The 19,856-nt window shown below is 36.5% G+C and carries 22 protein-coding genes; 14 read left to right on the top strand and 8 right to left on the bottom strand.

Annotation, left to right across the window (positions count from 1 at the left end; all coding sequences use genetic code 11):
• Window positions 1-41: 41 nt before the first annotated feature.
• Window positions 42-533, bottom strand: a complete 492-nt coding sequence (locus EKM63_RS06660) for a DUF2507 domain-containing protein (RefSeq protein ID WP_125704985.1) — start codon at window positions 531-533, stop codon at window positions 42-44.
• A gap of 132 nt (window positions 534-665) precedes the next feature.
• Between EKM63_RS06660 and murI the strand changes: the two genes are divergently transcribed.
• The 6 genes from murI (at window position 666) to EKM63_RS06630 (ending at window position 4,406) form a co-directional block, all read left to right on the top strand.
• Window positions 666-1,496, top strand: coding sequence for a glutamate racemase (murI, locus tag EKM63_RS06655; protein WP_125704983.1), 831 nt, complete (start codon window positions 666-668; stop codon window positions 1,494-1,496).
• Window positions 1,471-2,070 (top strand): XTP/dITP diphosphatase, encoded by a 600-nt coding sequence (locus EKM63_RS06650; protein ID WP_125704981.1) that lies wholly within the window; start codon window positions 1,471-1,473, stop codon window positions 2,068-2,070. Before murI ends, EKM63_RS06650 begins: the two co-directional genes overlap by 26 nt.
• Before the next feature lie 65 nt (window positions 2,071-2,135).
• Entirely contained in the window at window positions 2,136-2,546 is a 411-nt protein-coding gene (locus EKM63_RS06645) for a DUF948 domain-containing protein (RefSeq protein WP_125704979.1), read from the top strand.
• A gap of 2 nt (window positions 2,547-2,548) precedes the next feature.
• Window positions 2,549-2,857 carry a hypothetical protein gene (locus EKM63_RS06640; protein WP_125704977.1) on the top strand — a complete coding sequence of 103 codons (309 nt, stop codon included), beginning with the start codon at window positions 2,549-2,551 and terminating at the stop codon, window positions 2,855-2,857.
• A 119-nt stretch (window positions 2,858-2,976) separates the two neighbouring features.
• Window positions 2,977-3,510, top strand: coding sequence for a helix-turn-helix domain-containing protein (locus EKM63_RS06635; RefSeq protein ID WP_125704975.1), 534 nt, complete (start codon window positions 2,977-2,979; stop codon window positions 3,508-3,510).
• The gene (locus EKM63_RS06630) at window positions 3,462-4,406 is read left to right on the top strand and encodes an IS3 family transposase (RefSeq protein ID WP_125704974.1); all 945 of its coding nucleotides are present in this window, start codon (window positions 3,462-3,464) and stop codon (window positions 4,404-4,406) included. Before EKM63_RS06635 ends, EKM63_RS06630 begins: the two co-directional genes overlap by 49 nt.
• A 159-nt stretch (window positions 4,407-4,565) precedes the next feature.
• On the opposite strand, the gene EKM63_RS06625 is transcribed toward EKM63_RS06630, so the two are convergent.
• Window positions 4,566-5,669 (bottom strand): M24 family metallopeptidase, encoded by a 1,104-nt coding sequence (locus EKM63_RS06625; RefSeq protein ID WP_125704972.1) that lies wholly within the window; start codon window positions 5,667-5,669, stop codon window positions 4,566-4,568.
• Window positions 5,670-5,836: 167 nt separating this feature from the next.
• Between EKM63_RS06625 and ccpA the strand changes: the two genes are divergently transcribed.
• Window positions 5,837-6,838 carry a catabolite control protein A gene (gene ccpA, locus EKM63_RS06620; protein ID WP_125704970.1) on the top strand — a complete coding sequence of 334 codons (1,002 nt, stop codon included), beginning with the start codon at window positions 5,837-5,839 and terminating at the stop codon, window positions 6,836-6,838.
• Window positions 6,839-6,875: 37 nt separating this feature from the next.
• Here the strand turns inward: ccpA and EKM63_RS06615 are convergent, their stop codons facing one another.
• The 4 genes from EKM63_RS06615 to EKM63_RS06600 form a co-directional block, all read right to left on the bottom strand.
• Window positions 6,876-7,178 (bottom strand): hypothetical protein, encoded by a 303-nt coding sequence (locus tag EKM63_RS06615; protein WP_125704968.1) that lies wholly within the window; start codon window positions 7,176-7,178, stop codon window positions 6,876-6,878.
• Between the two features lie 144 nt (window positions 7,179-7,322).
• Entirely contained in the window at window positions 7,323-10,055 is a 2,733-nt protein-coding gene (locus EKM63_RS06610) for a transglycosylase domain-containing protein (RefSeq protein ID WP_125704966.1), read from the bottom strand.
• A gap of 112 nt (window positions 10,056-10,167) precedes the next feature.
• Window positions 10,168-11,568 carry a dipeptidase PepV gene (gene pepV / locus EKM63_RS06605; protein WP_125704964.1) on the bottom strand — a complete coding sequence of 467 codons (1,401 nt, stop codon included), beginning with the start codon at window positions 11,566-11,568 and terminating at the stop codon, window positions 10,168-10,170.
• A 64-nt stretch (window positions 11,569-11,632) separates the two neighbouring features.
• Window positions 11,633-13,060, bottom strand: a complete 1,428-nt coding sequence (locus EKM63_RS06600; protein WP_125704962.1) for a glycerophosphodiester phosphodiesterase — start codon at window positions 13,058-13,060, stop codon at window positions 11,633-11,635.
• A gap of 65 nt (window positions 13,061-13,125) precedes the next feature.
• Between EKM63_RS06600 and EKM63_RS06595 the strand changes: the two genes are divergently transcribed.
• From EKM63_RS06595 to EKM63_RS06570, 6 genes are read left to right on the top strand one after another with little or no spacing between them, the layout of a single operon-like run.
• Window positions 13,126-13,452, top strand: a complete 327-nt coding sequence (locus EKM63_RS06595) for a hypothetical protein (protein ID WP_125704960.1) — start codon at window positions 13,126-13,128, stop codon at window positions 13,450-13,452.
• A gap of 7 nt (window positions 13,453-13,459) precedes the next feature.
• On the top strand, window positions 13,460-14,071 hold the full coding sequence (locus EKM63_RS06590; protein ID WP_125704958.1) for a metallophosphoesterase: 612 nt from the start codon (window positions 13,460-13,462) through the stop codon (window positions 14,069-14,071).
• Window positions 14,072-14,078: 7 nt separating this feature from the next.
• On the top strand, window positions 14,079-15,449 hold the full coding sequence (locus EKM63_RS06585; RefSeq protein ID WP_125704956.1) for a bifunctional metallophosphatase/5'-nucleotidase: 1,371 nt from the start codon (window positions 14,079-14,081) through the stop codon (window positions 15,447-15,449).
• A 9-nt stretch (window positions 15,450-15,458) separates the two neighbouring features.
• A complete protein-coding gene (locus EKM63_RS06580) occupies window positions 15,459-16,151 on the top strand; it encodes a YutD family protein (RefSeq protein WP_125704954.1) in 693 nt (230 codons plus the stop codon).
• The gene (locus EKM63_RS06575) at window positions 16,144-16,926 is read left to right on the top strand and encodes a TIGR01457 family HAD-type hydrolase (protein WP_125704952.1); all 783 of its coding nucleotides are present in this window, start codon (window positions 16,144-16,146) and stop codon (window positions 16,924-16,926) included. Before EKM63_RS06580 ends, EKM63_RS06575 begins: the two co-directional genes overlap by 8 nt.
• Complete coding sequence (locus EKM63_RS06570) at window positions 16,916-17,515, top strand: TIGR01906 family membrane protein (protein ID WP_125704950.1); 600 nt, start codon at window positions 16,916-16,918, stop codon at window positions 17,513-17,515. The genes EKM63_RS06575 and EKM63_RS06570 overlap by 11 nt, the downstream gene beginning before the upstream one ends.
• Before the next feature lie 41 nt (window positions 17,516-17,556).
• Here the strand turns inward: EKM63_RS06570 and EKM63_RS06565 are convergent, their stop codons facing one another.
• Entirely contained in the window at window positions 17,557-18,198 is a 642-nt protein-coding gene (locus EKM63_RS06565) for a DedA family protein (protein ID WP_164504928.1), read from the bottom strand.
• A 100-nt stretch (window positions 18,199-18,298) separates the two neighbouring features.
• Window positions 18,299-19,291, bottom strand: a complete 993-nt coding sequence (locus tag EKM63_RS06560; RefSeq protein WP_125704946.1) for an NAD(P)/FAD-dependent oxidoreductase — start codon at window positions 19,289-19,291, stop codon at window positions 18,299-18,301.
• 81 nt (window positions 19,292-19,372) lie between these two features.
• Between EKM63_RS06560 and EKM63_RS06555 the strand changes: the two genes are divergently transcribed.
• Window positions 19,373-19,738 carry a CvfD/Ygs/GSP13 family RNA-binding post-transcriptional regulator gene (locus EKM63_RS06555; protein ID WP_125704944.1) on the top strand — a complete coding sequence of 122 codons (366 nt, stop codon included), beginning with the start codon at window positions 19,373-19,375 and terminating at the stop codon, window positions 19,736-19,738.
• Window positions 19,739-19,856 lie beyond the last annotated feature (118 nt).

Raw genomic sequence — 19,856 nt, 5'->3', positions numbered from 1 at the left:
GCCCAGATGTATTAACATCTGAGCCTCTTTTGGTGTATATTTTAGTTTCGTTCGATTTGTATAAGAATCGTAACTTCTTTATTCTTCAAATCTAGGGTGAAACTACCCATACAATAAGCGCCGATAGTATTCTGAATGGTTTCACTGATCAAACCTGCTTCTAATGAGAATTCAGGTTTGTCGTTGTTGATATCAAAACGACGCAAAACTTCTGGACCATTTAGCTTATATTTGTAACTGCCTTTGGTTTGACTGGTGATGCTCAAAATGCCAAACCCAGCGTTTTTGAAAACTCCTGTCAGATCATTCATGTCTTGAAGAGCTAAACGTCTACTCAAATCTTTGCCTGCCCAATATAAGAGTTCAGGAGTATCTTTGTCTAAGAGATCTGGTAGAACGAAATCACGAAGTACTGAAACGGCAAAGTATTTTTCAGTTAGAGTACCGTCAGTGTCAACAGATTCTTCATGTTCGATGGACTCTGAATTTTCAATTACATTGTCTTTTTCTTTATTTTTTGTATTTTTAGCCATTATTCGTACTCCTTTTGCATGAAGTTATTATATCATTAGGTTATGACCTTTTTAAGGCGGAACGTCGTTACAAATTAAACAAAGTTACGATTTTACACAAATTTTACTTAAATTATTAGTGAGGTGTCATATATGAGTGATGAAAGACCAATTGGATTGTTAGATTCTGGTGTCGGTGGACTAACAGTTGTCAAAGAAGTTATGAATCAGATACCCAATGAAGACATTGTATTTATTGGTGACGAAGCAAATATGCCTTATGGAACTAAAACAACCGAAGAAATTATTAAATATACTCGCGAAATGGTGAAATATTTAATCGATGAAAATTGTAAAGTAATTATTTATGCATGTAATACGGCTACAGCAAGAGCATTGCCAAAGTTGCAACGTGAATTTGACATTCCAATGTTTGGAGTTATCAAACCTGGTGCAAGAGCCGCTGCAGAAATCACCAAGAATAAACAAGTCGGAGTAATTGGTACTCAAGCAACTATTGATTCAAAAAGTTATTCATTATACGTTGATGACTTGGATCCCGAAATCAATGTTATTGGTGTTGCAGCTCAGAGCTTTGTTAAATTAGTTGAACGTGACCAAACTGGAACTGATAAGTCGATGACCAAGGTTGCTGAAACTTTAGAACCCTACAAAGAAACAAAAATAGACACTTTGATTTTAGGTTGTACTCATTTTCCAATGATTGCTAAAGATATCAATTCATATTTGGGTGACAGTATTACATTGGTCAATCCTAGTATCGAAACAGTCAAAGAGGTTTCAACATACTTAAAAGAAAACGATATGTTTGGTTCAGATGTTGCTGGAAATATAATTCTACACACAACTGCTAATTTAGAAACTTTCAAAAAATTGGCAACTGATTGGCTCGAAGGTAAATTTAATAAAGTGGATTTAGTAAACTTGGAGGACAACAATGCAGGAAATAATCATAGCAACTAGTAATCCCAATAAAGCAAAAGAATTTAGAAGTATTTTTGACACTGATAAATATGAAATAAAGACTTTATTAGATTTACCAGATGTACCTGAGATCCGAGAAACTGGTGACACTTTCCAGGAGAATGCGACGATCAAGGCACATACGGTTATGGAAAAATATCATTTACCAACGATTGCTGATGATTCTGGCCTTGAAGTGGACGAGCTATTTGGACAACCAGGGGTTCGTTCAGCACGTTATGCTGGTGACCACAATGATGCAGCCAACAACGCGAAGTTACTTTCAAACTTGGGTGGTATACCTGAGGAAAAAAGAAGCGCACGTTTTGTGACAGTTTTAGTGTTTGCCAACCCAAATAATCCTGAAGACCTTGTTGTTGAGGGTGAGGTCAAAGGTAGAATCGCTAATTTTCCTGAGGGAGACAATGGATTCGGTTATGACCCATTGTTTTATGTACCAGAATTAGGAAAAACTATGGCTGAAGTTCCAATGGAAGAAAAAAATAAAATCAGCCATCGTGGTAACGCTATCAGGAAGCTTGAGTCAAAATGGCAAGATTGGATAATTTGGTAAGCGTTGCCGTAGTATCACAATAATGCTAGTATTAACTTGCTATAACATTTTTAGGAGGAATTATTATGACTGGTGGACAAATCGCAGGACTTATTGCAGCTATTGCATTCGTAGTATTAGTAATTTTCTTAGCTGTAACATTAGTTCAAGCGGCAAAATTATTGAAGAAGTTACAAGATACAATAAAGGAAACAACAACTATGTTGACTGTTATCACAAAGAATACTGATCGTATTTTGGATCAAAGTGGTCGTTTAGTTGATAAGACAAACACATTGATGGATGACGTTAATAGTAAATCAAGCAAATTGAATCCATTGTTTGATACAGTTGAAAATCTTGGTAACAAGGCTGCTGATGCAACTTCAGACAAGCCAAAGGCAAGTGGTTTCGGATTACAAAGCATTTTGAGCCTTGCTAATGCAGCAACTATCGTTAAGGGTATTTCTAAGTTCATGCCTGGAAAGAAGAAATAGTCATGAAAAAAAGACGATTTTTAGTAGGAGTTATCCTAGGTAGTGTTGCTGGATATTTCGCTTCAAGATATTTGGTAAGTGAATCTGGCCAAAAAGTTCTAGAAAATATCAAAACAATTCGTAGCGATTTCAACAATGGTGGTATGGGATTAGCTGACAAAAATAATTTGATCAACAATTTCAATGAAAAGACTGATGCTTTGAAAGATACTATGATCGACAAAGCTCAAAAGTACGCTGATGATGAAGATACAACAGATATTGTTTTTGATGAAAAAGACATTAAAAATACAGATGACAAAAAGGATTAAGCTAATCAGCTTAATCCTTTTTTAGTGGGTTTGATCGACAATGACAAAAGGAATCGAGCTAATTAAAGTGCCCTACAATTGTTAGACAAAAATTCTAACAATTGTGGGGTATTTTTTTTATGACCAAATATGATCTGCTTCTCAAAGCTGAGGTAATAAATAATTATCTACAGAGAAACTGTAGTTACAACGATTTAGCTGAAGAATATAACTTGCCCTCCCAGGAAATTGGCCGCTGGATAAGAAGATATCGGTTATCTGGAATGGATTCCCTTGTCAGACGTAAAGGTAAACGTACCTTCACAGCAGAGTTCAAGCTTAGTGTGATAGACTACTATAAAACTCACGATGAGTCCACTGAAGAAGTTGCCTCTAAATATGATATCTTGCGTTCTCAAGTAAGTTCTTGGAATGCATTGTTTGATTGCAACGGGATTGAAGCTCTCCAGCCTCATCAAAAAGGTAGGAATCCATTGAAGAAGAGAAGCAAGAAACAAGTACGTAAATTGGTTAACAAGAATGAAGTTGATCGTTTGCGAGAGGAACTGGCTCTGAAGAATCAGGAGCTTTATGACACAAAGTTGGAGCGAGATATACTAAAAAAATCAATGACCCTGTTCGGACCTTCAAAGGGCGTCAAAAAACACAAATAGTCGATCAGATCAGGGCTGACCAAGCAGAACTACCAAAGGCAGAAAGATATAAAATTGGTGACTTACTTCGTGTAATTGATCTAAATAAGGCAACTTATCACGACGAGAGAAAACGGATCAAGAATCATAAGGATAAGTATGTTCAAGAGAAAAAGACAATACTGGAGATAGCTAAAGATGGTACATTTCGTGGCAGATTAACATATGGTTACCGTAGAATCGGCGATGAACTAGCTAAACGTGGAATACATCTATGTGGAGATACTATTCGAAAGTTAATGTCAGAGATGGGCATTCAGGTAACTATGTATAACAAACACATCAATCATCATTACTCGTCATTTAAAGGTAAGGTCGGGAAAGTTTGTATCAATGCATTGAATCAATTATTTGAAGAAACAGAGCCCTACATGGTTCTTCATACAGACGTTACACAAGTTAAATTAGCCAGTAATAAATGGGCTTATATTTCAGCGATAACAGACGAAGCTAGTAAAGAAGTCTTGGCATTCCAAATAAACGATAGTCCTAACAAAGAACTGATAAAAGATACATTAAGTGAACTCCTCAAAAAACTACCTGATTGGGCAAAACCCATCATACATTCTGACCAAGGATGGCACTATCAACTAAGCTATTACACCGAGACTCTAATAGAAAACAATCTTGTTCAAAGTATGTCTAGGAAGGGAAATTGTCTGGATAACGCACCAATAGAGAGTTTCTTTCACATATATAAGACCGAATGTTTAGTAGGATTCCCACCGTGCAAAAATATAGAGGAACTGAAAACAATCTCTCAAGAATACGTGAGCTGGTATAACAATGTAAGAATCTCAAGAGAAACAAAAAGCATGTCACCAGTAAAATACCGGGAACATGCCTTAGCTGCTTAAATAATTTAATTTTGTCTAACTTTTGTCTTGCACTTCAAATTGGCTCAATCCCTTTATATTCGTTTATACGGAATATTTGTTTATTCGGTATCATTATATTAATTAATACTAATAAGTGCATACAGAGGCAATTAATGCCTGTATTCCATTTAATATAAACTAATCGATATATTTCAATTCTTTACTTGTGTGTGTGAATGGTTCATTACCATTTTCGGTAATATGAACACAGTCTTCAATTCTAACTCCAGCTACGTGAGGGATGTAGATTCCTGGCTCAATTGAGAAGCACATGCCTGGTTCAAGAACGAGATCATTTCCTTCCATGATTGATGGGAATTCGTGCTCTGAAGTTCCGATACCATGTCCTAGTCTGTGAATGAAGTATTCACCATAACCGGCTTTGTCGATAACGTCACGTGCAACCTTATCTAATTCAGCGGCAGTAATTCCTGGCTTTGCAGCATCCATTGCAGCATATTGTGCTTCTAGGTCAACTTTGTAGATATCCAATGCTTTATCACTTGGTTTTCCGAAAGCAACAGTTCTTGAAGCATCACTGATATATCTTTGATGAACAGTACCGAGGTCGAATAAAACCAATTCATCTTTGTGGATAGGGTTCTTTTCTGGTCCACCATGTGGATTAGCAGCATTCTCGCCGGCTTGAACGATTGTATCAAAACTCATATGCATGACACCTTTTTTCATCATTGCATATTCGATTTCTGCAACTACTTCTTGCTCTGTGCGTCCTTCTTTGATAGCATTAAATCCGACTGTAAATGCATAATCAGCTTCATCACCAGCAGCTTCAAGCAATTTGATCTCTTCTGGTGTCTTGATCAAACGAGCTTTTTCCATGTATCTGGATAAGTTACCTGGGAATTCTGCGTCAGGGAAGTTTTGCTTGATTGCTTCAAGTTTTTGAACAGAAAGATTATCTTTTTCTGATGCCCAAACTTTAGGAGCTGATTTTGTAACATCTAATATGTGTCCTGCAATTAATTTGAAAGCATCTTCGTTATCTAAATAACCAAAGACATCTTTATCCCAACCAGCTTTCTTAACTGATTCTACTTCCAATTGTGGTGCAAAAATAAATGGATCCTTGTCAGGAAATACCAATAGGGCAAGGATACGCTCAATAGGATCACTATAAAATCCTGTAAAATAATCTATATCAGTAGGGTCTGATATGTAAGCAATATCGTAGTTATTCTCACCAAGATATTTTTGTAGATCCAATAATTGTGACTTCATAATATCTCTCCTTTTTCCAATCTATCCAGAGTATAACACTGAAAATGATTTTCCTTGTGAAAATATATGAAAACTTGTCAGATTCAGCTCGTAACCGCTTGCAAATTTCTTTATAGTTTGATAAATTTGTAGTAGCTAAATGAAAAAACTGAAAGAGTGAAACATCTATGGAAAAAAAAGTGGTAACTATTTACGACGTGGCTGAGGCTGCAAATGTTTCAATGGCCACAATTTCACGTGTCGTCAATGGAAATGCAAACGTTAAAGAAGAAACAAGAAAACGAGTACTAGAAGTGATCGATCGTTTGAACTATCGTCCTAACGCTGTAGCACGTGGTCTTGCAAGCAAGAAGAGTACAACCATTGGAGTTATCCTCCCGGATATCACAGACCTGTATTTCGCTTCATTAGCCAAAGGTATCGATGACGTTGCATCAATGTATAAATACAACATTATTTTGACGTCACTACAAGAGTCTATTGGTGATGAAGAACAAATTTTGAATAATCTATTATCAAAACAAGTTGATGGATTGATATACATGGGCAAACAACTTTCTAAAAAAGTAAAACGTACTCTCAGCAATTCAAAGACACCTATCGTTCTTGCAGGTTCAGTTGATCGCAACAACGAGACAGCTAGTGTAAACATTGATTTTACTGATGCTGTTTACAATGTAATTAATACATTGGTTCAAAACGGACACAAGAAGATTGCCTTTGTTGGCGGTAGTCTTGAGAATCCTATCGACGGTAAATTCCGTTTGGACGGTTACAAAAAAGCTTTGAAAAAAGCACATATCAACTTCTCATCAAACTTAGTATTTGAAGCTGAATACTCAGTTCGTGCTGGAGAAGCCATTTGGGATGCTGTTAAGAATAGTGGTGCTACTGCTGCTTACGTTACAGAAGATTTACTTGCTGCAGGTATTCTAAACTCAGCTATGAAGTCTGGTACAAAAGTTCCCGAAGACTTTGAAGTATTTACAAGTAATAACACAGTGCTTTGTGAAGTAACACGTCCTAAATTGAGTTCAGTCGAAGAACCACTTTACGATATTGGTGCTGTTGCTATGCGTCTATTGACTAAGATGATGAATCAAGAATCTATTGACGAAAATACAATTAAATTGCCATATAGTATTGTAAAACGTGAATCAACAAGATAATTAAAAAAATAAGCGATCAACCTAATTGGTTGGTCGCTTATTTAGTATCTGCAGCTTTTTTATTCTTGATCAATTCCCAAATGATAACTACGATGTACCCAAATGCAACCAATGAGAGACCACCAGTGATGATGGAGCTTAGTTCATAAGGGAAGTCAAAGAAGTAGGAGAGAATCGAGTATATGCAGTTTAACAGGACAACTGAGGCAAGAGTCATTGACTTGTCCCAAAGCTTTAATTTATTTCGATATTTAAATATTGTTATCCCGATTATAAATATAATTAAAATAGCTGCCACGATGTATAGAGCTGTTTGTAGAAAAATTGGACTGATGTACATATTTAAGACTCCTTAAAAGTAACTGATATTAGTTTATCATTATGTTCTAGTTTCAAAAAGAAAATCGTATTTAATATAAAATTGTAATGTCAGAAAACGCAAAGGAGCAGTGACTTCAGTCACTGCTCCTTTTTTGAATTTCTATTATTCTCTACCTAATGATCCAGTACCACCAGATTGTGTGCTTTCACCACCGGCACCAGCAGAACCTGTTCCACCTGTACCGTTTTCAGTAGTTGTTTCGTCACCAGAACCAACGGATGATCCGCTGCCAGATGATGAACCTGATCCACCAGAACTACCAGTTCCGGTTTCAGCATTACCATTTGTGGTAGTTGAGTTATTGAATGTTCTCGAAGTTGTAGTGCTGCTTGAGCCACTAGTTATAACTTCAGAAGAACCGTCACCATTTGTACTGTTACTAAATCCAGTAGTCTTACCACTACCGTTTTCAGCAGCGATTTCTTTGGCAGACTTAGAACTCTTACCTAACTGTTTAACAACACCATATCCGTTGTCACGTCCAAAGTAGTTGTTCCAGAATAGCTTGTAGTTTTTAGCTTTACCACCAATTGCAAAGTTTCCATAAGACATTGACTTAGGATTACCTTTGTAATAGAGCGATTGGGTCGTGTGTTGACTGACTTTTGAAGTCATGCCATTGTATTCGATCGAGCCAGTTCTTGTACCAGTTTCTTTGTCGACCTTGTAAGATTGAACGCCAGAAGGTCGGTTGAACTTCTTGTGGACATTCATGATACCTGGACTGTCTTTGTAAACGGCATTAGCCATACGCGACCATAATTCCTGATTAATATCAGTCGAATTACTTGCTAAGTTGTGATTCTTACCATAAAAGTTGTCGTATCCGATCCATGAAGCAAGTGTGATGCCATCAGTACTTCCAATAAACCAGTTATCACGGTAGTCGTTAGATGTACCTGTTTTACCAAACATATTCTTCGTACTGAAGTTTGATTCATATGATAGGGCGGAAGCAGTACCTTTCGTAACAACACCATGTAACATGTTTTGAATGATATATGAAGTTTGTTTGGTGAAGACACGTTTCTTAGCATGCTTATGTTGATAAATAACTTTACCTGTTGGGTCAGTGATTTTATCAACAACGTATGGATCCACGTGCTCACCTTTGTTAGCAAAGGTAGAGAAGGCACTAGCTTGTTGAAGAACTGTTACACCAGTAGCAGTACCACCAAGTGTGATCCCAAGTTGTTTATATTCATTATCAGAAAGATGAATACCCATCTTTTCCATATATGACTTGGAGCTGACACCATTCTTCATCAGGTAGTTATACAAGTTAACTGATGGAATGTTGTATGACTCTTCAAGTGTTTCTCTTGCAGAGATAAAACGATTCTGAATCGTCTCACCATAATCAGTAGGAGCGTACCCGTTATATTTAGTCTTAAAGTCAGCCAACATTGACTGAGATCCGATTACTCCATTTTCAATTGCTGGAGCAAATGTGATCAATGGTTTGATCGATGAACCTGGAGAACGGTTGGTGTCAAATGCGTGATTCAATTGAGACTTCTTGAAGTTGACACCACCAACGAAGGCAAGAACTTGTCCAGACTTGTTATCTAATAGAACTGAACCATTTTGAACAGGTTCTGCAACTTTGATAGTTTTACCAGTATTAGGGTCTTGAGCTGTATCAGTATGACTAGTACCAAGGTTGCTCTTGAATCCTTGAGCTTGTTCATTCATGGCAGTATAGAGCTTTTTATTAATAGTACTATCAACACGGTAGTTCTTATCATGTAGTTCAGTGTCTGCTTGAGTATAGTATTTTTGGTACAAACTCTTGTCTTTCTTGAGTTCGTTATATGAGATACCATCATTTTTAGCCAAACGTTTGATCAAAATCGTGCGAGTTTGTTCTGTAAGTAAGTTGTAGACATACCCATATTTGATCTTCTTGGTGCTGGCTTTGCCAGGTTTGATGAAATCATCTTTCAAATTAAATTTCTTGGCTTGATTATATTCGGATTCAGAAATCTTATTGTCTCGATACATTCTGTAGAGGACGATGTTTTTACGTTTCATCCCTAGACTGATATCATCTTTGACTCTTCCTTTAACATCATAAGGGGTATAGATAGAAGGGCTTTGTGGCAAACCAGCGATAAATGCTGATTCAGCCAAATTCAAGTCAGAGGCATCCTTACCAAATATACCTTTGGCAGCTGCTTGAACACCTTGAATATTCTGACCTTTGTTGTTACGTCCAAGTGTTGCGGCATTTAAATAGTCTTCAAGTATTTCATCTTTAGTGAAGTACTTATCGACACGCATAGCCAAGAATATCTCGACAGCTTTACGTTTCCAAGTAGTTTCAGATGATAGTAATTGCATTTTGACAGTTTGTTGAGTCAAAGTTGAACCACCAGTTTGAGTACCGATACCGGTAACGTCAGACAAGACGGCTCTGAAAAGTGATTTAGGCTCAACACCGTTATGGCGGTAAAAGTCACTATCTTCAGTTGCAACGACCGCTTTGGTCAAATAAGGTGACATTTCCGATAACGGTACACGATTACCAACTAAGGTTTTTTGAAGACTTTCAACTTTCTTGTCATTGGCAAAGTATAACGATGCTGAATTATTTACATCTTTTAATTGTGCTGACATTTCTGATTTTGTTGGAACCGCAACTTGATTAGTTAATGCAGAAACATAACCAAGACCAAGTCCGATGGCCAAGCTAAGCATGACAAAAATGCCCGCTATAATGTATAAAACGATTCTTCGGATAACTTCGATTGTTAGATTTGCCTTAGTGGCAAAATCTGACCAGCTATTGATTCCTTTAAAGCTGGCAACAATACTCTTCCACAAATTTTTCAACTTTAGATAAGCCCCTTTAAAAAGTTACATGGTCTAATTATATAATAAAAATATATTATACGCTCAAAAACAAAAAAGTTCTGTGAAATTTAAATTCCACAGAGCTTCTGTTCTATTTGATCAGACGGTAAATTGCGTCTGCATAAATTGCTGTTGCTTTAAGTAAATTGTCAAAAACGACGTATTCATTTGCTTGATGCATAACGTTCTCATCACCAGGGAACATTGCACCAAACGCAACGCCGTGCTTCAAGATTCGGCCATAAGTTCCACCACCAACGGTAAATGGTTCTGAAGTTTCGTCATCTGTGTGGGCTCGATAAGCATCCATTAATGATTGAACAAGCGGATCATCAGCTGATACAAAGTGAGGTAGTTGATTGTGACCATCAATACTTGCAGTCACATTGGTAGGTAAAACGTTGTTGAGCTTTTCTGTCAATGTATCACCAGTATCACCTTTTGGATAACGTATATTTAATAGGATAGAAGCTTGTTCGTGATCGAATTTTAGTATATCAGGAGAAACTGTTAGTTTGCCCATAACACCGTCTTCGTTGTTGATCGATAAGCCGTTTCCATAAAAGTCTAAATGAAGTGAATTAGTGATGAATTCAAAATATGTTTTTTCAGCGTTGTTTAGAGGCAATAGAGTAATGAATTTTGCTAAATAAGTTGCTGCATTCACTCCATTGTACGGTTCCATTGCATGTGAACCTTTACCTTCGATAGATACTGTAAAGATATTTTCTTGATTTGAAATGTTTCCTGTCACTTCACTATTTTGTTTTAAGTATTCATTGAAAGTCTCAATCAAGTCTGTGATATCAACATCAGTTGTGTCGATAGTAGCAGTAGCATTTTGCGGAACCATTTTTGCACGAAGGCCACTCTCAAAACTCTTAACGACGCCATTTTTGGAAACTGGGAATTGTAGATCGAATGAAACGATACCTTTTTCGCCATTGATAACAGGGAACTCAGCATCTGGTGAGAAGCCAGTTTCAGGCATTTGTTCAGTTTCCATGTAGCGATTCATTCCGACCCATTCACTTTCTTCATCAGTTCCTAAAATCATGTGAACCGATTTGGAAACGGGCAACTTGAGTTCTTTGATTATTTTTAGTGCATAATATGCTGCAATACTAGGGCCCTTATCATCAGAAGTTCCACGTGCATATATTCTGCCGTCTTTTATGGTTGGTTCAAAAGCATTGGTGTTCCAACCAGCACCTTCAGGCACGACATCAACGTGACCAAGAATGGCAATTGCATCTTTACTTTCGCCGTATTCGATGCGACCAGCTAGGTTGTCGACATTTTTAGTAGAAAATCCATCTCGGTCTGCAAAATGTAAAAATGTTTGCAAAGCTTTTGCAGGTCCAGGACCTAATGGAAAGTCATCGGTTTTGTGTTCAATGTCTCTAGAACTATCTATACTAAGTAATTCTGAAAGATCATTGAGTAATTCATCTGAACGGTGTGAAACTTCCTTTTCCCAATCGATTGACATATAAATAACCTCCGATATAAATTTAAACCATTCTATCAAACTAAGTAGCTAATGGCTAATTATGCTAGATTTTATTAATTGAACTGTTATACGATTTTTGATTAACAATGAAAGGTACATGATCGAACAGCTTTAATAGTTTGCTACTAGAGACATCTTGTCCATTCGATTTCAGAAATTGGAAATTCTTCATCAAATCTACATTGTTGAATCGTTGTCCTTTGGTTAAATCAAAATAACTATCTTTACTATTGATACCTTTGTAATTTGAATTGTTTAGTTGAATCAGGACATTCTTTGAATTGATCCAGCCACTTGAAAGTTGCAACCAAGTTTCGGAACCGATTTTTTGAATGTTGAATATTTTTTCGGGTTTATTGATTGTTAGACGACCAGCAAGACTGTCTGGATCAGCTGGATCATTATATAGGTAATTGTTTGATTGTTGACCACGATAGATTGCTTTTGCACCATAATAAGGTTTTAGTCCCAGCAGCTCTGAATCAGGATTGAATCCCGTGGCTTTGGCAAATTCATTTTCACCAATTTGAACGTATTTTTGACCTTCAAAATTAATGATGTTCGAAACATGATATCCATCTAGTGGATGGACTTGTTTCTTGGTTTTAATTTGTCGATAAGGATTTTCGTAGACTGGTAAGTCTTTTGTTCCAAAATAATAAGTGTTCTGATTGAAACTGGTCTCTTTAGATTTATCCTTCAAATTTCGATACTCGTTACCAGTAGCGGGGAAGTTAGTTACAACACCATCGATCGGCATGTTGACTAACGTATTCCACTTACTTGGACTCTCGTTCATTTCATCCCAGACATAAATGGTTTTGTGCATGTAATGCATGTCGTCGATTATTTCTGGAGTCACTATATTTGATGAAAGGTTAACGCCTGTGACGTATTGTAGAATTTCAAAGTTAACACGTTTGATCGTACCAGCAATGAAAATTCTTGGAATGGAAGGCATCAATTCGGATTCCTTCTTCAAGCTTTCGGCAGAAAATGAATGAAACATCACGCGATTTTGCATTCCATACTTGTTTATACAGACGTTTAGCAGATCCTCCATGTTTTTGGGACTGCCTTTTTTAGTCTTTTTGGTTTCAATTAGGAATTTTGCATTAGGATTATCTTTGTAGTGGGCGAAGACTTCGTCTAAACTATGTATAGGTTCTCCATTTTTTTGTGTCAAAGTTTTTAAATATGAGAAATTTTGTTGAGAAACGATAGCAGGTGTTCCTGTGATTCGTTCTAAGTTACGGTCATGAGACACGACCAAAACATTATCTTTAGACACATGTAGGTCTAACTCAACATAATCAGCACCTTCGTGGAAAGCTGTGTCAAAACTTTGAAAGGTTTCTTCTGGTGCTTTGATAGGATCTCCTCGATGTCCAATGACAGAGAAGCCACTGCCGAATATGAAAATAAAAACGATGGCAGCAAGATTTGTTATAAGAAAATTTTTTGAGTGCATATTAAACTCCTAATTTTGGATATGTACTATTATAAACGATATTATTTTACTGAGGTGAAAAATAGATGGATAATGAACAACAGACTTTAGATATGATTGAGCAAATAACGCGTAATGATGGTACAAAATATTATGAAATTGGTAATGTGGTAATGAACGGACGTGCTGAAAAGGCTGCCGAGCTAGGGCTTATTAAGGAAGTAAGAATTTTGAAATTGAACATTCCACATTCATCAGCAGTTGGAATCTATGAAGATTACGTTAATGAAAATTATACCGTACCACCAATGGAACTGACCGAATGGATCGAGTACAAGAAGCCAGAAGGCAAAATAAGAGACGCGTTTAATGATATTCTAAAAGCAAATAAAATAATTGCAAAGGAAGACTAGAGGGAGAATGAATTATTTTATATCAGATACACATTTTTACCACTATCAACTATTAGAACCTAACGACTTTGCTCCCCGTCACTTCAAAAATGGCGCCGCAATGAATCAACAAATGATCGATGCTTGGAATGCACGTGTTGAAGATAAAGACACAGTATACCATCTAGGTGACATTTCGATGCGTCCTCAAGATACTCCGACAGATGAAGAGACGTACGATATTTTAAAACAATTAAAGGGACATATGATTTTGATCAAGGGGAATCATGATTATCGTTCATTATTCAAATTCTTAGACCATCATAATGAAACAATGGAAGATGGTTTGCCACGATTCCGATTTGAAGATGTTGGAGCATTATTGAAATTTGATCATATGCAATTTTACTGTACTCACTACCCAATGTTACTTGGAAAAGTCCAACAAATCTTAAATTTGCACGGTCATATTCACCATTATAGTGTTCCGGTTGCTGAAAACATCAATATTGGTGTAGATGCTCCAGAACGAGAGTATTTGAGTGAAGATTTACCATGGGGTTCTCCATTACGTGGTGAAGAAATAATCGAGATGTACGAGAAGAAAAAGATTGTTTTAGCGAAAACACAAGGAAAGTAGTGATTTCATGGAAAATATAAAAATTATCCACACAAACGATTTACATTCTCATTTTGAAAACTTTCCAAAAATTGAGCGCTTTATCAAGCAAGAACGTCAGAGTTCAGAACATGGTGAATTTTTCTTATTTGATATCGGAGATGCGATGGATCGTGCGCATCCACTAAGTGAAGCAACCGATGGACGAGCAAATATCGATTGGATGAACTTACAACATTATGATGGTGCTACTATCGGAAACAATGAGGGACTGGGTAACGATTACCAGCATTTAAGTCATTTATATGATGACGCTAATTTTTCGGTAATATTAGGAAACCTTTATGATAAAAAAACTGAGGAAATTGCTAATTTTGCACAGCAATATAAGACAATCACGACCAAGGCAGGAACAAAAATTGGTGTTATCGGGTTCACTGCACCTTATATACTGACATATCCATTACTTGGTTGGGATATTCGATTGATGCAAGATGAAATGCCAAAAGTTCTTACCAAGCTGAGGGATGAAAACTGTGATGTAGTAGTACTTCTATCACACCTAGGCGTTTCAATGGATCGAATGATCGCCAATAAGTATCCTGAAATCGATGTCATAATTGGTTCACATACGCATCATTTATTTAAAAATGGTGAGATGGATAATGGTGTATTGTTGGCTGCCGCTGGTAAATATGGACAACATATTGGAACCATTGAGTTACAGTTGAATAAGAATAAAGTCATTTCAAAGCAGGCTTTTACTACTGAGACTGCTAGTTTACCTTCAGAAGCAAACGATGATGATTGGATTCAGAAAAAGTATGATCAAGGTGAACAGATACTTGACCAAAAGAAAATCGCCAAACTTCCTTATACAATGACCAAAGATATCAATGGTGAGCATCCAGTAATTGAAGAAGGATTGAATGCAATCCAGAAATTTACTGATGCCGATGCTGGTGTGTTAAGCTCAGGATTATTTCTGACTGATTTGAAAGCGGGAATAGTTACTGCAAAGGATCTACACAACATGCTTCCTCATGCGATTCACGTTATGAAAACTACGATGACCGGTAATAATGTTTGGCGCATGGTTATGGAAATGGAAAAAAATCGTCCGTTTTTACGTCGTCATTTGCAAAAAGGGATGGGTTTTCGTGGTAAGATATTTGGCGAGCTAGTTTATCGAGGGATAACCATCGATAAAAAAAGAAATGTTTACATAAATGGACATGAACTGGAAATGAACAAAGAATATAAACTGGCTTTATTAGACCATTATATGTTCGTTCCGTTTTTCCCAACTATTGAAATCGTTGGTGAAAATGAAATCATGTATCCAGACTTTTTGAGAAACGTTTTTGCAGAATATTTAAGAGAAAAATACCCGATTTGAGGTGATCATTTGCAAGAGAAAACAAAAGAAAAGGCTGAAAATACAGCTGAACCAAAAGAAACAAAACAGGCTGATGTCGTCATGCTTGAAGAAGATTTGTTTATGATCAATGGCAACAAATACCGCTTGATTGAAAATCATGATAACGGTTTTGATCGTGAAAAAATTGAAGAACGTTACAATACTGTTTTAGATAAATATGATTACATAGTTGGAGATTGGGGCTATGACCAGCTGCGATTCAAAGGCTTTTTCATGGATAAGAGATTTGAAAGTAACTTGGATAACAAGATTTCACATCTCGAGGACTATCTAATAGAATACTGTAATTTTGGATGTGCTTATTTTATTTTGGAACGAGTGGACAAGTTACCACTTACAAAGCCAAAGCATCATTCTGCACATGCTAAAGGTAATAGACCTAACAACCACACGAACAGTAGTCATCATAATGAGAGAAATAAGAATAATGCTCATAAGACTCATCATGTAAATAGTAAACAGACAACTCATGGTCCAAACCATAAATCGAATGCAAAGCGAACTCCAAATAAGAAGAAGCCACAAATTCGCAAGAATAAATTAGCGGTTCAAAATAATCACCATAGTTCAGCCAAGCCAGCAAAGAAACGTACAAATACCAATAGCGGTACACGTACATTTAAGATAAGAAAACTAGATAAGCGAGAGAATAATGACTAATTACGAAACATACTTAATTGATCTTGACGGAACAATGTACCGTGGAAAAGATAAAATACCAGAAGCACACGATTTTGTAGATCGACTAAACGCAAATAATATCAATTATTATTTTTTAACCAACAACTCAACTAAGACACCTCAACAGGTTGCCGATAATTTGATGAATAATCACCAAATCACCGCTACTGCAGAACAGGTAATTACACCTTCTTTAGCAACTGCTGACTATGTTCGTCATATGTTTGACGACGATGTTTCCAATCACACCGCATATGTGATCGGTGAATTTGGTTTGAAATCCGCCATTTTTGGAACTGGAATCAAATTAGATGAAGATAACCCTGATGTAGTGATAGTCGGATTGGATTACGATGTTACTTATCACAAGTTTGAGGTTGCAACATTAGCTATCAAACGTGGAGCATTTTTCATTGGGACTAACGCAGATACTAATTTGCCGAATGAACGTGGACTAGTGCCTGGTGCTGGATCAGTTATTTCATTAGTTGAAACTGCGACTCAAATGAAAGCTAAATATATTGGAAAACCAGAAACTGATATTGTGGACTATGCTGTTTCAGCTAAGGGATTTGACCGTAGTAAAGCAGTCATGGTCGGAGACAACTACAATACTGATATTCTGTGTGGATTAAATGCCGGACTAGATACTTTACTTGTATATACAGGTTTCAGCACACATGAAGATATTGCCAAGGAAGAACGTAAACCAACTTATCAAATTGAAAGTTTGGCTGAGTGGGATGTCAAATAGTCAAAAAGATGGTATATACACAATTGGGTTAGCACTATTCTTTTTTACGTTAGCCATCACGGTCACTATTTTTGCTAGTTATCCCATTTTTCATTTTGATATTGGGCATTACTTTTTAGATCAAGAAGCAAATATGAGTTCATCCAGACTGATGCATAATTACAATCAAATGATGTACTACTTGATAAATCCATTCGACTGGCACTGGCACCTCGACGATTTCAGGTCGTCACTGTCCGGAAGGACCCATTTTGAGGACTGCAAAAAACTCTTCATGTTAAATTTTGCTGTCTTGATAATTTCTGGAATATACGTCTGGCTCAATCGCAAAAAGCGCGCCTACTATAACAAAGTGTTCCTTTACATAGCTATTGTTGGAGTGATTTTGGCAGCATTAATGGTAGTAGACTTCGACGATTTTTTTGTAATTTTCCACAAGATTCTTTTTAGAAATAACGATTGGCTGTTCGACGCATCACTTGATCCAATAATCGACGTATTACCTGAAGAGTTCTTTACACAGTGTTTTGTATTATTCTTCGTGTTATTCGAAGGATTGAACATTTATAAATATTTTCAAAAAAAATAAGACTAGGACTTGGTTATGAAAACCAAATTCTAGTCTTTTTGTTATTCTGCAGCTTTTTTTCTATTTCTCAAGGCTGTAACCAAGATAGGAATCAAGGAAACAACTACGATTCCAATTATGATAATTGAAAAGTGTTCTTGTACAGCAGGGATGTTTCCGAAGAGGAATCCCGCACTGGAACAAAGAAGTACCCATAGAAAACCACCAAGCATATTAAATTTGATGAATCTTCCGTAAGGCATCGTACCGCTTCCGGCAACGAATGGAACAAATGTCCGGATCAAGGGGATGAATCTACCGATTGCGATAGTTTTTCCACCATGTCTATTGAAAAAGGCATGTGCTTCGTCTAAATGTTCTTTATTTATCAGTTTACTTAAATACTTGTTTCTCGTTGCAAATTCACCAAAATGTTCTCCAATTTCATAGTTCATTGAATCACCTAAAACTGTGGCGACGAAAAATACCAGAAACAGTAACCACGGTGAAAGGATGTAATCAGGGTTGGCTGCTAACGCCATTGCTGCAAATATTAGTGAATCTCCGGGGAGAAATGGAAGGATGACCACACCTGTTTCGATGAAAATAATCAGAAATAATATTAGGTATGTCCAAATGCCAAAGTTATTAACAATATTGACCATGTGAGCATCAATATGGAGAATAAAGTCGACTAGACTCATAACGTAACTCAATCAATCAACTCCATTAAATTCAAATTAAACTCCATTATAACAGGTTACCTTAAAATAACATTAAAGACTTCGAAAAATTCAGATCTTATTAACTGAATAGTGAAGTACTGTGTTCGAAGTAGTCTTTGTTAGGATAAATGTTTTTGATTGCTTTAGTGACGGCCATAGGACCTTCAGCAAAGGCAGTTGCAATAAGTTGTAATTTACCAGGGTATGTAACAATGTCTCCGATTGCGAAAACGTTTGGTAGGTTAGTTTCCATTTGTTGGGTAACTTTTATAAAAGGACCTTCAAGTTCTAAATTCCAATCTTTTAGAATTTTTGAATCAGAAACGAAGCCATAGTTAACAAGAAGTTTATCTATAGTAATAACTTTTTCTTCGTCGGCTCTGATCTTCTTCAAAGTAACATCGATTTTCTTATTGTCATCGTTGTTGTACTTAACATCTTTTATTATGTAAGGATTGAGTTGTTCAACATCTGAGTCGTTCAAACTATCTACACTAGATTCCATAGCACGATATTTGTTACGGCGATGGATCAAGGCAGTCTCATTCGCAATGTCATTTAAATGGATGGCCCAGTCGACTGCGGAATCTCCACCGCCAGCGATTGCGATGTTCTTATCTTTGAATTCATCAATGTCTGTTACGAAATAGCAAAGATTGTTTTCTTCTATAGAAGGATCATAATCAAAAGTTAACTTACGAGGTTTGAATGCACCATTTCCAATTGCTACTATTATCGACTTAGTATTAATTGTTCCGTTATTAGTCGTAAGTGACCAAATGTTATCATTAGTTTGTTTGATATCAGTTACTGAAGTGCTCAATAATTGATCGACGTCTAGAAAATTCAGTTGTTGTATAAGTTGATCAGTTAATTCAGTACCAGATACTTTAGGTAAGGCAGCAACGTCAAAAATCTCTTTTTGTGCATATAAAGTTTGCGGTTGACCACCTAAATTAGGTAAACTCTCTACGAGAGCAACTTTAAGTTTTCTTAGTGAGGCGTAATAAGCAGCAAACATTCCTGCTGGACCTCCACCAATAATTACGATGTCATAGATTGTGTCTGTCATTTAATTGTCACCATTTTCTATATGATATAGGTATAAAGACATTGTGACACAGAATTGTATAAAAGATAAAGGAGATAGGCTATGAAAATTGGCGATCGGATTTCAGGAAAAGTATCAGGGATACAGCCATACGGGGTTTTTGTTAATTTAGCGAATGGAAAACAGGGACTGGTTCATATTTCAGAACTGAAGCATGGTTTTGTAACTGACATTGAAAATGAGTACAAAGTCGGTGATAGAGTAGAAGTAGTAGTAATGGATATAGATGAATACAATCAGAAAGTCAGCTTATCTATAAGAGCATTACAAGATACTAAATACGGTAGACCAATCCTACACAAACATTTTTGGACGAACTACAAGAATTCAATCGGATATCAGACTATAAAAGACCAAAAAAGCACCTGGATAAGGGATGCAATGAAGCAAATTACTAACAGCAAATAATTTCTGATTTTTTTTGTAAAAAAGGGTTGCAAGAGACAAAGTGAATTGGTAATATATTATTTGTTGTTGCGACAGAGCAACGGCGCCAAAGAGTTAGAGCGAGAGCGATAACTTGGAG

Source organism: Companilactobacillus mishanensis, from assembly GCF_003946505.1.
Lineage (GTDB): Bacteria > Bacillota > Bacilli > Lactobacillales > Lactobacillaceae > Companilactobacillus > Companilactobacillus mishanensis.
The sequence above is the reverse complement of the archived record's forward strand: the minus strand, read 5'-3'. Positions and strand labels throughout refer to the sequence as shown.

Coding starts and splice junctions, on each gene's coding strand:
- pepV (WP_125704964.1), bottom strand. CDS start 11,568: ATGTCAATCGATTGGGAAAAGGAAGTTTCACACCGTTCAGATGAATTA.
- EKM63_RS06645 (WP_125704979.1), top strand. CDS start 2,136: ATGACTGGTGGACAAATCGCAGGACTTATTGCAGCTATTGCATTCGTA.
- EKM63_RS06575 (WP_125704952.1), top strand. CDS start 16,144: ATGACTAATTACGAAACATACTTAATTGATCTTGACGGAACAATGTAC.
- EKM63_RS06660 (WP_125704985.1), bottom strand. CDS start 533: ATGGCTAAAAATACAAAAAATAAAGAAAAAGACAATGTAATTGAAAAT.
- EKM63_RS06615 (WP_125704968.1), bottom strand. CDS start 7,178: ATGTACATCAGTCCAATTTTTCTACAAACAGCTCTATACATCGTGGCA.
- EKM63_RS06635 (WP_125704975.1), top strand. CDS start 2,977: ATGACCAAATATGATCTGCTTCTCAAAGCTGAGGTAATAAATAATTAT.
- EKM63_RS06585 (WP_125704956.1), top strand. CDS start 14,079: ATGGAAAATATAAAAATTATCCACACAAACGATTTACATTCTCATTTT.
- ccpA (WP_125704970.1), top strand. CDS start 5,837: ATGGAAAAAAAAGTGGTAACTATTTACGACGTGGCTGAGGCTGCAAAT.
- EKM63_RS06600 (WP_125704962.1), bottom strand. CDS start 13,060: ATGCACTCAAAAAATTTTCTTATAACAAATCTTGCTGCCATCGTTTTT.
- EKM63_RS06565 (WP_164504928.1), bottom strand. CDS start 18,198: ATGAGTCTAGTCGACTTTATTCTCCATATTGATGCTCACATGGTCAAT.
- murI (WP_125704983.1), top strand. CDS start 666: ATGAGTGATGAAAGACCAATTGGATTGTTAGATTCTGGTGTCGGTGGA.
- EKM63_RS06595 (WP_125704960.1), top strand. CDS start 13,126: ATGGATAATGAACAACAGACTTTAGATATGATTGAGCAAATAACGCGT.
- EKM63_RS06650 (WP_125704981.1), top strand. CDS start 1,471: ATGCAGGAAATAATCATAGCAACTAGTAATCCCAATAAAGCAAAAGAA.
- EKM63_RS06590 (WP_125704958.1), top strand. CDS start 13,460: ATGAATTATTTTATATCAGATACACATTTTTACCACTATCAACTATTA.
- EKM63_RS06560 (WP_125704946.1), bottom strand. CDS start 19,291: ATGACAGACACAATCTATGACATCGTAATTATTGGTGGAGGTCCAGCA.
- EKM63_RS06555 (WP_125704944.1), top strand. CDS start 19,373: ATGAAAATTGGCGATCGGATTTCAGGAAAAGTATCAGGGATACAGCCA.
- EKM63_RS06640 (WP_125704977.1), top strand. CDS start 2,549: ATGAAAAAAAGACGATTTTTAGTAGGAGTTATCCTAGGTAGTGTTGCT.
- EKM63_RS06570 (WP_125704950.1), top strand. CDS start 16,916: ATGTCAAATAGTCAAAAAGATGGTATATACACAATTGGGTTAGCACTA.
- EKM63_RS06625 (WP_125704972.1), bottom strand. CDS start 5,669: ATGAAGTCACAATTATTGGATCTACAAAAATATCTTGGTGAGAATAAC.